Raw genomic sequence first — 12,513 nt, forward strand, 5'->3', positions numbered from 1 at the left:
GACCTTACCGGCGTTCCTGCAGTTTGGAGAGCAGGCGCAGGATCTCGATGTACAGCCACACGAGCGTGACCATCAGGCCGAATGCCGCGTACCACTCCATGTACTTCGGCGCGCCCGCCGCGGCGCCCTGCTCGATGAAGTCGAAGTCGAGCACGAGATTCATGGCCGCAACTCCGACCACGACGAGGCTGAAGCCGATGCCGACCATGCCGCTGCCGTGAATCATCGGTATGCCGGTGCCGAAGAAGCTCATGATGAAACCGACGAGATAGACGAGCGCGATGCCGCCGGTAGCCGCAAAAATTCCGAGCCGCAGGTTGTCGGTGACCTTGATGAAGCCGGAGCGGTACGCGAGCAGCAACGCGCCGAGCGTCCCGAACGTGAGAAAGACAGCCTGGCTGACGATGCCCGGATAGCGGGCCTCGGTGACGACAGAAATTCCGCCGAGCGCGAGACCTTCGAGCGCGGCGTACGCCGGAGCGAGGGCCGGGGACCATTCGCGCTTGAACGTCGTTACCATCGCGACGATGAAGCCGCCGACGACGCCGACCATCGTCCATGGCGCGACGGCAGCGAGGTTCGCAGGACCTTCGAGGGTCTGAGCCGTTCCGAGCGTCCACACCCAGGCCGCGGTAATGAGCAGGATGACGAGGCTGAGCGCGGTCTTGTTGACCGTTCCGTCGATCGTCATTGCTCCGGCGGTGCCGGCAATGGTCGAACGGTTGCCGAACGTGCTGGCGTTCAGGACGGGGTTGCTGGAACGGACGGCGAGAGGGTTGCTCGGTGGCATCGGGGCGGCCTCCAGACCGCGGACCGAGCCTAGCCCCGACAGCCGCCCGGCTCTAGACGCCGGGACACATCGGCACGATCGGCTGGCCCACCGCTCTCTTGAGGATCGCGAGCGCATCGGCAGCTCTCACCTTGCCGCTGCCGTCGTAGTCACATCGCTCGACAATGCATTGCGCGCTGCCGATCGCAGCCCGGAGCGCGACGAGTGCGTCGCTCGCCTTGATCTGTCCGTCCATGTCGGCGTCCCCGCAGATTGTGTCATCGGAAAGCGTGGTGGTTGTGATTCCGGGACAGACGCCGATGTCGCAGATCGTGCCGTCACCCTGGTAGACGCCGAAACCTTCGCATTGCTGTGGAGTGAAGTCGTAGCAGAGCCCGTCCGGCGTGCAGCAGGCGCCGTTGGAAAGATCCGGACAGACGCCGATGTCGCAGATCGTGCCGTCACCCTGGTAGACGCCGAAACCCTCGCATTGCTGCGGGGTGAAGTCGTAGCAGAGACCCTCGTGCGTGCAGCACGCGCCGTCGACGACTTCGGACAGCGATGGGCCGGCTGAGCTCAGCGGGCCCGCGTACGACGGAACCGCCGTCACGTCCGCGAGGGCGCACAATCCGATCAGAGGAACCGATACGATTCTCAGAATCGTCGTCGCCATTTTCGTCACCCTTCCTCTATGGTCCTGCAGTCCGTCTGCGGACCGGGACTTTGTACCGGATTCGATCAGGGACGGGCAGGCTGGGACGGTGCGGGCTTGCCGAAGCGCACGATCGAGCGATCCTTGAGCGCCCAGTACACGAGCGACGTCAGGAAGCTCGTTCCGTACGTGACATCGCAGCCGATCCCGACGATTGCACCGACGAGGCGGTTCATGCCGGTCAGCAGTCCGCGTGCGCAGTTCCAGTAGTGCGCGCCGCGCGCCACGACGATGACGCCAAGAAGCAGCCCTGCGGTCGGGCTCATCGTCGACAGCAGCAGCAGCAGCGGCACGAGCGGCGCCATCGCGATCTGAATCAGGCGGTGGCGGATGCGGATGCGGCGGTTGTGCTGGTCGCCGGTCATCGTGTGATGGCCGAGCCCGTAGCGCAGGAAGATGTAGCCCTGGCCGTGCGCGTACTTGTACTGCTTCTTGAAGACCTTGTAGAGGTTGTCCTCGGTCTGACCGAAATCGAGCGAGAACTTCATGCGCTTGTCCTGCAGCAGGCGGTAGCCGAACTCGCGCATGTGGGCGGAAATGTCCTGGTCTTCGGTCGAGTTGTAGAGGCCTTCGAACCAGAAGCCGATCTTTTCGAGCGCTTCCTTGCGCACCAGATCGCAGCGCGTTTCGATGAACGCGACCTCGAAGACGTCCTCGTCGTGCTGCTCGACGACGTCGAGCACGTTGACGAGCGTGAAGATGCGCTGGATCGTGTCGAGCCGGTCCGGATTGTCGAAGATGCCCTGGCCGATCACGCCGGCGACGGTCGGATCGGCGAAATGCTGGAGGCCGCGCTCGATGTAATCGGACTGCGTCAGGTAGCAGTCGCTCGCCATCAGCAGCAGGAACCGGCCTTTGGCGGCCTGCGATCCGGTGTTGTACGCGCCGGCGGTGCCGCGGTTCTTCGGATGGAAGATCGCGTTGATGCGGCTCCCGAAGGACTTCAGGATCTCGCGGGTCGAGTCCTTCGAGCAGTCGTCGACGACGACGATCTCGATGTTCGGATGGGTCTGGTTGAAGATCGATTCGATCCCGCGACGGATCGTCCCCTCGCCGTTAAAGACAGGGATAACCACCGAGACCAGTGTTTGCGAGTCCGCCACGAATGCTCCGGATGAAGGGAATGAACAGGCTTTTTTCCCACAATACCGTGGAATTTCAAGCCTCCCGGCAATCCGGAGGAATCGGAAATCGGGGAACAGACACTGATTTCCCGAAATCAGTGTCTGTCCCCGATTTTTCCGTTCAGTTTGCGCGTGTGACGACCAGCTTGATGGCCGGCTCGAGCCACGCTCGCGGTGCGTCATCCCATGACACGACGCGTGTCGTGACGTCCTGCGGGCGCAGGCGGCCGGATTCGATCAGCGGCAGCACCTCGGGCAGCAGCGCCACCGCGTGCGCGCGTCCGATGAAGAAGCGGATGCCGAGCGTGTACATCTTGCCGAGCGGCATCGGCATGCTGCCGCCGGCATAAAAGCTGGTGCTGTGGCAGATGCCTTCGGGCCTCGTCGATGCGATTGCGTAATGAAGCCCGTTCGGCGTCAGGCCGGAGTCGACGACGATCGGGTAGCGTCCCGCGCGCTTGGTATAATCCGTAAGGATCGGTTTTGCGCCGAGGCGCTCGGCGAGCTCGAGCGATTCGCGATCGTCCGACGCGAAATCGACGCGGCCGGCGCCGAGCGCGAGCGCAGCCTGCACGGCGTACAGCGGAACGCTCTTGAGGCCGTGGCAGACGACGAGGACTTCGGCGCCCGGCTGTGCGGCGAGATGCGGAGCGACCGCGCGGTAGCCGTCGAGCACGTTGTCGGACACGCTCGCGAGCGCCGCCGAATCGAGGCCGTCGGCCACGGGCTGGAGCATGGCCTCCGCAAACGGCACGCGGACCAGATCGGTGAGCATGCCGCCGTATTCGACGCCCGACAGCGGCTGCATGCCGTAGTCGGAAAGCACCGGGAACTCGTCGCAGTTGCCGGTGCTGCCGGCGCGGCACGATCCGCACGCGCCGCAGCTGATCTGAAAGGAAACGACTGCACGCTGGCCCACTCGAAGGCCGCGCACGGCCGCTCCGAGCGCGACGATTTCAGCCACGCATTCGTGGCCGAGGGCGAACGGTCCCTGCGACGGGATGAAGCCCGACGTCAGGAACAGGTCGATGTCGCAGCGCGCGACGGCAAGCGGGCGGACCAGCGCTTCACGATCTCCGAGAAGCGCCGGTTCGGGAATGTTCTGCCACAGGACGGTGCCGGGCTGGGTACAAGTCAGTTGCTGCATGCTCCCGGTCTACGCAACTTCGGGGCCGCGCAGCAATCGCAATCGCTGCAACCGCGCTTGCGCGCGGTGCATGCGATGGCGTCTCCTCGACTGTGCGGACGCAGTCGCTCAGCTGTTTGCGCACGGGCAGTCGAGAGTGACCGGGAGACTCACGGCGTAGCGGAGCACCAGCAGCGAATCGCCGGCGGTGACATCGCCACTGCCGTTCGCGTCGCACACGCAGTGGTCGCAGTCGTCGGTGGCGACGGCGATCTTGAGCAGCAGCAGCGCGTCGGCCGACGTGATGTTGGCGTCCCCGTTCATGTCTCCGCAGGCAGCCGCCGGAAGCGTCGTGGTCACGCAGTTCTGGTTCGGCGGGTTCGAACACTGACCCTGCTCGCAGAGGTCGTCCGTGCACGGGTCGCCGTCGTTGCAGTTCTTCGGCGTGAAGCGGCATCCTTCGAGCGTGTCGCAGCTGTCGTTCGTGCAGGAGTTGGAGTCGAAGCACAGCTTGGGCGTATGGTTGCACGAGCCATCGGACGAATCGCACGAATCGATGGTGCACGCGTTGATGTCGTTGCAGTTCTTGGGCGTGAACGTGCATCCGGTCGTGGTGTCGCAGCCGTCGTTGGTGCACGGGTCGCCGTCCAGACAGAGCTTGATACCGTGTTCGCACGCGCCGGTGGACTGGTCGCAGGAGTCGATGTTGCAGGCGTTGCCGTCGTTGCACGACTTCGGCGTATACGTGCAGACACCCTCGCGGTTGCAGGCGTCGCTCGTGCAGGGATTGAAGTCGATGCAGAGCTTGGGCTTGTTCAGGCAGGCGCCGGTCGTCGAGTTGCAACTGTCGATCGTGCACGGATCGAGGTCGTCGCAGTTCTTCGCCGCGTGCGAGCACGTGTGATTAAGGATGTTGCAGGAGTCCTTGGTGCACGCGTCGGCGTCATCGCACTGCGCGCTGCTGGTACAGAAGATCGCGGCCGCGGACGGCTGAGATGACAGCAGCACCCCGAGGCACGCCATCGATGCGAGCACCGTGCACGCACGTGCTGCGCCGCCCATGAACAGGTAGTCGAAAGAACGTCGCATCGCAGAACCTCCGCAGAGCGCCCGCCGCGCCCGTCTGCTCCCCCGAGACGTCTGGCACTCTACGGTGTGACACACGAGAGGCGCAAGACATGCGGCGCACTTTTCCCCGGTCGAGGCGCTGCTGCGCACGAGGCCCCGCGAGCATTTACGCGAGCGAATCGACGAGCCAGTCACGCAGCGCGACGATGCGCGCATCATCGAGCTGCGAAGGCCGGCAGACCAGGTGATACGTCGACGGCGATGCGAGCCGGATGTCGAACGGGACCACGAGCTTGCCGCTCGCGATGCGCTGCGCGCAAAGGAACGGCGCGCACAGCGCGACGCCCTGTGCCGACTCGGCTGCGCTCAGCACGATCGACAGGTGGTCGTACGTGACGATCTTCTTCGGCACGAGGTCGCCCACGCCGGCCGCCTTCAGCCATGCCGGCCACGCATCGGGAATCTGCGTGATACGGATCTGCGTGTGTCCGGCAAGATCGGCCGGAGTACGCAGCGCATGCTCGCCTTCGAGCAGCGCGGGACTGCAGACCGGCAGATACTCGAGATCGACGAGCGGCTCGCCGTGAAGGCCATCCCACGGTCCGCTTCCGAAACGGATCGCGACATCGACGGGATCGCGATCGAAGTCCGCGTACGCGAGCGTTGCCGTCACGTCGAGCTCGATTCCAGGATGCCGGCGTTCGAAGTCCGGAAGATGCGGAATCAGCCACGCTTCGGTGAACGACTGCAGCGCGCTGATGCGAAGCCGCGCCGAGCGCGTCGGCGACAGCGACTGCTGCGCGCGGCGAAGCTCGACGAACACGCGGCGCACGGCGTCGAGATATCGCGTGCCTTGTTCGGTGAGCTCCAGGCCGGGGTTGAGCCGGCGGAACAGGGCGACGCCGAGCTGTTCTTCGAGAGACTGGATGCGACGGCTGAGCGCCGACGGCGAGACATGCAGTGCGTCGGCGGCGTCCTTGAAGCTCAGGCAATCGGCGGCCTTTGCGAAGGCCTGCAGGAACGGCAGCGGTGGGAACTCTTCGGCCATGGCGCCCGGGGATCGATGCCATGAAACCCGTCAGAGGTACAAGCCGGCTGCCCTTGCCGCCCTGAGAGTCATTACAGCCATGAGATTGGCGCTATACGGCTTTGCAGTACAGTCGCGGGATGCTAACGTTTGTCGAGACGCGACTGTTCTCGAAGCTGGTCGAGAAATATCTCGACCCGGACGAATACGCGCTTCTCCAGCTTTGGCTGGCGCTTCATCCGCGAAGCGGCGCCGTGATTCCAGGATCGCGGGGCGTCAGGAAAATTCGATGGAGCGGCAAAGGCCGTGGCAAGAGCGGCGGAATACGAATCATCTACTACCTGAAGACTCTTCACGGCGAGATCTGGATGCTCACGCTGTATGCGAAGAACGAGGCCGAAGATTTGCCGCTGCACATGTTGAGGAAGATCCGGGAGGAGATCGATGGCTGAGAAACGCAGAAATATCGGCGCTGAGATCCTGCAGGGTATCCGCGAGCTCAAAGCAGGAAAGAGGGGCCGGATCAGGACGATTCCGTCGGCTGTACAGGTTCGGAAAAAACTCGGCGTCTCGCAGAGCGAATTTGCTCGCTTGCTTCGTGTATCGTTGCGGACCTTGCAGGACTGGGAGCAGGGACGCCGCGCCCCGTCCGGAGCCGCGCGCACGTTGCTGATGATCGCGGACAAGAACCCGCGAATTCTCTTCGAAGTTTCCTGACGAGGGCGACTCAGGCTTCTTCCGGCGCTTCTTCGAGCACCACCAGCGTGTCGCCGGGGCCGACCATGGAGCCGGCTTCGACCTTGATCGCAACGACGCGGCAGCGGTGCGTTGCGCGCACCGTCATCTCCATCTTCATCGCTTCGAGCAGCAGCAGCGCGCCGTCGGGCTCGACGACGTCGCCGGCGGCGGCCAGAATCTGCAGCACCTTGCCGGGCATCGGGGACGTGACGTTCGGTTCGAACGCGCCGGCGCCGCCCTGATCGGCCGAACCCTCTTCGGCGGGGACGAACTCCCACGCATGACCGGCGTAGGCCGTAAAGACATGGCCGCGTTCGCTGTCGAACAGCACGCGGCGTCGCTTTCCGCCGATCGTCAGTGTGACCGAGCGCTCGTCGATCGCGACGTCGTCGATCGCAACCTCACGGCCGTCGATGGCAACGGTCGTGCGGCCGTCCTTCTCCGTGACGGTCAGGCAGAGGTTGCGCGAGCCTGCACGGAACTGCATCTCCATCGTCAGGCTCCAGCCTTTGCGCGGCCGAGCCGCCACTCGCCGAGGGTGTCCCACGGCGTCGGCATTCGCTCGGATGTGCCGTGTGTCGCGGCGCCGGCGCCGCGGGTCCGGCCGTTGCGCGCAAGCATTGCGACGGCGGCGGCCACGGTGTCGAGCGCTTCGGCATCGTCGGGCTTCCAGCCCTGGTACTCGCTGTCGAGCGTCGTGGTGAAATACTCGGCGCGCGCGAAGCGTTCGCTGCGCAGCAGCTCGATCAGGAATGCCACGTTGGTCGTGAAGCCCGCGATCGGAAAACCTTCGAGCGCTTCGATCATGCGGCGCGTCGCCTGCGTGCGATCCGGGGCCCACGCGATGACCTTGGCGAGCATCGAGTCGTATTCGACCGGCACCTGCCAGCCGTCGCGCAGCGCGGTGTCGACGCGCACGCCGACGCCGCGCGGATGCTCGACGCGGCGAACCAGGCCGAGCGACGGCAGGAAGCCGTTGGCCGGATCTTCCGCGCACACTCGGCATTCGATCGCATGGCCGCGCGGCGATGGCGCTTTCTCCGGAAGCTTCGCGCCGGCGGCGATCTCGAGCTGCCAGCGCACGAGGTCGGTGCTGGTGATCGCTTCGGTCACGGCGTGCTCGACCTGAAGACGCGTGTTCACTTCGAGGAAATAGAAGTTGCCGTCGGGCGCGACGACGAACTCGACGGTGCCGGCTCCGCGATAGCCGATCGACGACGCAAGGCCCGCGGCGGCCGAGCCCATCTTCTCGCGCATGTCGGCGCTGACGACGGGCGAGGGCGCTTCCTCGATGATCTTCTGGTGGCGGCGCTGCACGGAGCACTCGCGCTCGCCGAGATGCAGCACGTGGCCGTGCGTGTCGCCGAAGACCTGGATCTCGATGTGGCGCGGGCCGACGACGAACTTCTCCATGTAGACGCGCGCGTCGCCGAACGCGGAGCCGGCTTCGCGTTCGGCGGAGCGGATGGCGTCGGCGAGCGATGCGGCGTCGTCGACGCGGCGCATGCCGCGACCGCCGCCGCCGGCTGCGGCCTTGACGAGCACCGGGAAGCCGAGCGCTTCGGCGGCCTCGCGATTGCGGCCTTCGTCGGTCGTGACCTCGGCGGACGGGAGCACCGGAACGCCGGCGCGCTCGGCTGCGGTGCGTGCGCGGATCTTGTCGCCCATCGCGTCGATCGCGTCGGGCGTGGGGCCGACGAACGTCAGGCCTGCCTCTTCGACGCGGCGGGCGAACGACGCGTTCTCGGCGAGAAAGCCGTAGCCCGGATGGATCGCGTCGGCGCCGGTCGTGCGCGCGGCGGCGAGGATCTTGTCGACGTCGAGATAGCTCTCGGCCGACGTCCGGCCGCCGAGCGCGACGGCTTCGTCGCATGCGCGCACGTGCTCGCCGTCGGTGTCGGGCTCGGAGTGGATCGCGACCGTCGCGATCGCCATCTCGCGCGCCGTCTGCGCAATGCGGCACGCGATCTCCGAGCGATTGGCGATGAGCAGCTTTCGAATCGGCTTCGTCATCTCACTCAAGCGTCCATTGATTTCGTTGAGAAAAAATAAATGTACCTGTCCCCATTTTACATTCGGAAGATGCCGAAGGTGGTGGGCTCCGGGGGGCGGTTGAAGGAGGCGGCGAGGGCGAGGGCGAGCGACGAGCGGGTGTCGAGGGGGTCGATGACGCCGTCGTCCCAGAGGCGCGCGGTGCTGTAGTAGGGGCTTCCTTCGCGGTCGTATTTTTCGAGCACGGGGCGTTTGAACTCGGCGCGTTCGGCTTCGCTCATTTCGCGGCCGTCTTTTTCGAGCTGTGCGAGCTTGACCTGCAGCAGCACCGATGCGGCCTGCTCGCCGCCCATCACCGAGATGCGCGAGTTCGGCCACATGAACAACAGGCGCGGGCTGTACGCGCGCCCGCACATGCCGTAGTTGCCGGCGCCGTTGGATGCGCCGATCAGCACGGTGAACTTCGGAACGCGCGTGGTCGCGACGGCGGTCACCATCTTGGCGCCGTCTTTCGCGATACCGCCGGCTTCGTACTCGCGGCCGACGATGAAGCCGGTGATGTTCTGCAGGAACACCAGCGGAATCATGCGCTGCGAGCAGACTTCGATGAAGTGCGTGGCCTTCAGGGCCGATTCCGAGAACAGCACGCCGTTGTTCGCGACGATGCCGATCGGATAGCCGTGCAGCCGCGCGAAGCCGCAGACGACGGTCGGACCGTAACGGGCCTTGAACTCGTGGAAGCGGCTCCCGTCGACCAGCCGCGCGATCACTTCCCGCACATCGTACGGCCGGCGGTTTTCCGGATTGACGATGCCGTAGATCTCGGCCGGGTCGTACGCCGGATCTTCCGGCGTCGACATTTCGAGCGGGCAGCCGAGCGAGCGCGGCAGGCTCTCGAAGATCTGGCGCGCAATGCGGATGGCATCCTGGTCGTCTTCGGCGAGATGGTCGGACACGCCGGAGGTGCCGGTATGCAGCGCGCCGCCGCCGAGATCCTCGGCCGTGACTTCTTCGCCGGTTGCAGCCTTTACGAGCGGCGGTCCCGCGAGGAAGATCGTTCCCTGCTCGCGTACGATCACAGTTTCGTCCGACATCGCCGGCACGTACGCGCCGCCGGCCGTGCACGATCCGAGCACCAGCGCGACCTGCGGAATGCCGAGCGCGGACATGTTGGCCTGGTTGTAGAAGATGCGTCCGAAGTGGTCGCGATCGGGAAACACGTCGTCCTGCATCGGCAGGAACGCTCCGCCCGAATCGACGAGATAGACGCACGGCAGCCGGTTCTCGAGCGCGATCTCCTGCGCGCGCACGTGCTTCTTGACGGTCATCGGAAAGTACGTGCCGCCCTTGACGGTCGCGTCGTTCGCGACCACCACGCAGTGCCGTCCGTGAATCGTGCCGATGCCGGTCAGGATGCCTGCGCCCGGCGCCTGGTCATCGTAGAGGCCGCCCGCAGCAAGCGGAGACAGCTCGAGGAACGGCGAGCCGGGATCGAGAAGCCGCTCGACGCGCTCGCGCGGAAGCAGCTTGCCGCGGCTCGTGTGCAGCTTGCGCGAGGATTCGGGGCCGCCGCGGCGCGCGGCTTCGAGGCGCGCACGCAGATCCGCCGCGAGGGCTTCCATGCGCGCCTTGTTCTCCTGGAACTCCGGCGACGTCGTCCGGATCTGGCTGGTCAGCTTTCGCAAAAGGTCGCCTCAGGATTTCTGGCGGGACTCTCCGGCCGGTTTGCCCGTGAGCTCGCGCTGCCGCGCGGTGACGAGCGCTTCGAGCACCGGCAGCACTTCGGCGGTCTCCCGAAACAACAGCGTGTTCCAGCCGAGCGCGCGCGCAGCCTTCAGGTTCTGCCCGATGTCGTCGACGAAGAAGATCTCGTCGTGCGCGACGCCGAGCTTCTCTCGCGTGATTTCGTAGATGCGCGGCTCGGGCTTGCGTGCTCCGACTTCGCTGGAATCGATGATGACGTCGAACAGCGACGCGGGATCGAGAACCCGCTCCCACTCGGCCCGCCACTCCCTGACGTTGTTGGTCAGCAGCGCCGTCGGCATGACCGCGCGGATGCGACGAACCGCGTCGAGCATCTGTGGCCGCAGCCGCGCGCGCTGGCCCATCGGATCGGGGCTGCCCATGAACGACTCGGCCTGCTGCTCGCTGACGGTGCCGCCGGCATCATGAATCGCGCGGCGAAGTGCGGCGGTGAAGTCCGAATACGGGACCTCTCCGCGCTCGAGCCTGGCCCAGATGCCGTCGTTGCCGAAGAATTCCCGCCGCAGCGGCCGCCAGATGTCCTCGGAAAGGCCGGTCTTGCCGCCGAATGCCGCGACTTCGCTCGGGCCGCCTTCGATCAGCACGCCGCCGTAGTCGAAAACGGCAGCGCGGATCCGGCTGGGGTCGATATGGTCGAGCCCGTTCGTGCTGTCGGTGCTGTTCGTGCTGGCGGTTGCGGACACGGCGGCGGAGTTGACCAGAAAAGTGCTTGCCAAGCCAGCCGCCTGTTGCGCTGGTCTGTTCCTGCTCGGAGCGGGCATACTCGCACGGCACGATCCCGTACGTCGGAGGTCCTCATGCACCGGAGCCGCCTCGCCACCATCGTCATCGACTGCGCCGACACCGGCTTCGAGACCGGCGCGAAGTTCTGGAGCGCTGCGCTCGGCAAGCCCGTCGTTGCGCATCGCCAAGGCAACGACAGGTTCGCGTCATTGAAAGGCCGGGTCGGCGGCGATGCGGGACTGTATATCGGACTTCAGCGCGTGCCTGCGGAGGAGCGGGCCGTGCACCTCGACATCGAGACGGACGACGTCGACGCGGAAGTCGCACGCCTCGAACAACTCGGCGCTCGTGTGAAGGCGCGCATCCGGCGCCATGTGGTCATGACCGCGCCGTCCGGCCACGCATTCTGCGTCGTCCCGGTCCAGCGCGGCGACTTCCCGCATGGTGCGACCGAGTGGCCTTGAGAAGAGCAGTTAATGAGGCTCTTCGCGGGTCACGGAGCGGCCGCCATCTCCTCGCGGTCGACGGCACGACATTCCCCGGGGAATGTTCGCGCAGCGGCGAGATTGCCGCGCTTCGCGTCCATGAAGGCGCGGCCGAAGTCGAGGTCCGCCTGATACTGGTTGTGTGCCGCGCAGCGCAGCTCGATGTTCTCGGGCGTAGGAGGTCCGCCCATGGCGAAAGGAGCTCTGTGGTGGAACTCGACGTTGCTCGTCTCGCGGCAGCGATGTCCTCGGCCGTCTACGTAGCGGCAGCGTCCCGAGTCGCGCCGCCATACTTCGCGCCGCACGGCCGCGGGGATGGTTCGGGATCGCCGTCCTCGCTTCGAAGCCGCCGTATCGATCGCGGGCATTGCGGCGGGTCGATCGGTGCACTCCGCGTTCGTCGACGTGGTCGACCTCGGTCGGTCGGTGCAACCTGCCTTGCGCGCGAGTGTCCGGACGAGCAGGACGTCGATCGCACGACTGATGATCGCGGCCGCATCGCGACCGGTCGCCGACCGGCCCAGCAGATCCTGCAGCGACCGGAGCTTGTCGTGCGTTTCTTCGTCTACGGTGATCTCGATCTTGTAACGGCGCGGGCTGAGCGGAACGATCGGCTTCGTCACTTTTGCCGGCTGCGCTGACGGTGGAGAGATCGCAGCGCCGACGACCGTGGAGTCCGGCCGATTACTCGAGCAACCGACGGACTCGCGGTCTGCCCAAGTTCGCGGATCGCTCGCACTGCCGGCCTGTTCGCAATCCATCGAAGTCGCGCCGGCCGCCCCCACCAGCCCCTTGTTCGCCGCGCACCCTGCGCGAGCCCTGGGCATCGCACGAACACGCGACGCCACATCCGGTCGCGGCGCCAGCTCGGCAACCAGCCGTTCGACCTCGCGCGAGCTCTTGTGCCTCGCGCGCTCGAGCACTCGCAAGTGGTTCTCGGTGGTCAGATGCCTCGCCAGGAGATGGATCGCGCTGAGATGCAGCT

Annotated in this window: 14 protein-coding genes; 3 read left to right on the forward strand and 11 right to left on the reverse strand. The window is 65.8% G+C overall.

Going from position 1 to position 12,513, the window contains the following annotated elements:
• Positions 1-4: 4 nt before the first annotated feature.
• The 6 genes from VN634_05490 to gcvA all read right to left on the reverse strand — a co-directional run bounded on the left by VN634_05490 (position 5) and on the right by gcvA (position 5,847).
• Entirely contained in the window at positions 5-790 is a 786-nt protein-coding gene (locus VN634_05490) for a Bax inhibitor-1/YccA family protein (protein ID HXC50319.1), read from the reverse strand.
• A 52-nt stretch (positions 791-842) separates the two neighbouring features.
• Positions 843-1,442 (reverse strand): hypothetical protein, encoded by a 600-nt coding sequence (locus VN634_05495; GenBank protein ID HXC50320.1) that lies wholly within the window; start codon positions 1,440-1,442, stop codon positions 843-845.
• A 65-nt stretch (positions 1,443-1,507) separates the two neighbouring features.
• A complete protein-coding gene (locus VN634_05500) occupies positions 1,508-2,584 on the reverse strand; it encodes a glycosyltransferase family 2 protein (GenBank protein ID HXC50321.1) in 1,077 nt (358 codons plus the stop codon).
• 142 nt (positions 2,585-2,726) lie between these two features.
• Positions 2,727-3,752, reverse strand: coding sequence for an alcohol dehydrogenase catalytic domain-containing protein (locus VN634_05505; GenBank protein HXC50322.1), 1,026 nt, complete (start codon positions 3,750-3,752; stop codon positions 2,727-2,729).
• Positions 3,753-3,860: 108 nt separating this feature from the next.
• On the reverse strand, positions 3,861-4,820 hold the full coding sequence (locus tag VN634_05510; protein HXC50323.1) for a dockerin type I repeat-containing protein: 960 nt from the start codon (positions 4,818-4,820) through the stop codon (positions 3,861-3,863).
• Between the two features lie 145 nt (positions 4,821-4,965).
• Positions 4,966-5,847 carry a transcriptional regulator GcvA gene (gcvA, locus tag VN634_05515; GenBank protein HXC50324.1) on the reverse strand — a complete coding sequence of 294 codons (882 nt, stop codon included), beginning with the start codon at positions 5,845-5,847 and terminating at the stop codon, positions 4,966-4,968.
• A 119-nt stretch (positions 5,848-5,966) separates the two neighbouring features.
• Here gcvA and VN634_05520 point away from each other — a divergent pair, with 119 nt between their 5' ends.
• Both VN634_05520 and VN634_05525 read left to right on the forward strand, forming a co-directional pair.
• Positions 5,967-6,278 carry a hypothetical protein gene (locus VN634_05520; GenBank protein ID HXC50325.1) on the forward strand — a complete coding sequence of 104 codons (312 nt, stop codon included), beginning with the start codon at positions 5,967-5,969 and terminating at the stop codon, positions 6,276-6,278.
• Positions 6,271-6,543, forward strand: coding sequence for a helix-turn-helix domain-containing protein (locus VN634_05525; GenBank protein HXC50326.1), 273 nt, complete (start codon positions 6,271-6,273; stop codon positions 6,541-6,543). Before VN634_05520 ends, VN634_05525 begins: the two co-directional genes overlap by 8 nt.
• 10 nt (positions 6,544-6,553) lie before the next feature.
• Here the strand turns inward: VN634_05525 and VN634_05530 are convergent, their stop codons facing one another.
• The 4 genes from VN634_05530 to VN634_05545 are packed head-to-tail and all read right to left on the reverse strand — an operon-like array spanning position 6,554 to position 11,036.
• The gene (locus VN634_05530; protein ID HXC50327.1) at positions 6,554-7,057 is read right to left on the reverse strand and encodes a biotin/lipoyl-containing protein; all 504 of its coding nucleotides are present in this window, start codon (positions 7,055-7,057) and stop codon (positions 6,554-6,556) included.
• A gap of 2 nt (positions 7,058-7,059) precedes the next feature.
• Positions 7,060-8,577, reverse strand: coding sequence for a biotin carboxylase N-terminal domain-containing protein (locus tag VN634_05535; GenBank protein HXC50328.1), 1,518 nt, complete (start codon positions 8,575-8,577; stop codon positions 7,060-7,062).
• Positions 8,578-8,633: 56 nt separating this feature from the next.
• Positions 8,634-10,241 (reverse strand): carboxyl transferase domain-containing protein, encoded by a 1,608-nt coding sequence (locus VN634_05540; protein HXC50329.1) that lies wholly within the window; start codon positions 10,239-10,241, stop codon positions 8,634-8,636.
• A gap of 9 nt (positions 10,242-10,250) precedes the next feature.
• Entirely contained in the window at positions 10,251-11,036 is a 786-nt protein-coding gene (locus tag VN634_05545) for an HAD family phosphatase (protein HXC50330.1), read from the reverse strand.
• A gap of 81 nt (positions 11,037-11,117) precedes the next feature.
• On the opposite strand from VN634_05545, the gene VN634_05550 reads away from it, so the two are divergent.
• Positions 11,118-11,507 (forward strand): VOC family protein, encoded by a 390-nt coding sequence (locus tag VN634_05550; protein ID HXC50331.1) that lies wholly within the window; start codon positions 11,118-11,120, stop codon positions 11,505-11,507.
• 29 nt (positions 11,508-11,536) lie between these two features.
• Here the strand turns inward: VN634_05550 and VN634_05555 are convergent.
• Positions 11,537-12,513, reverse strand: a 977-nt coding sequence (locus VN634_05555; protein HXC50332.1) for a hypothetical protein, incomplete at its 5' end; no start/stop codon positions are given.

Source organism: Candidatus Limnocylindrales bacterium (assembly GCA_035571835.1).
Classification (GTDB): domain Bacteria; phylum Desulfobacterota; class Binatia; order UBA1149; family CAITLU01; genus DATNBU01.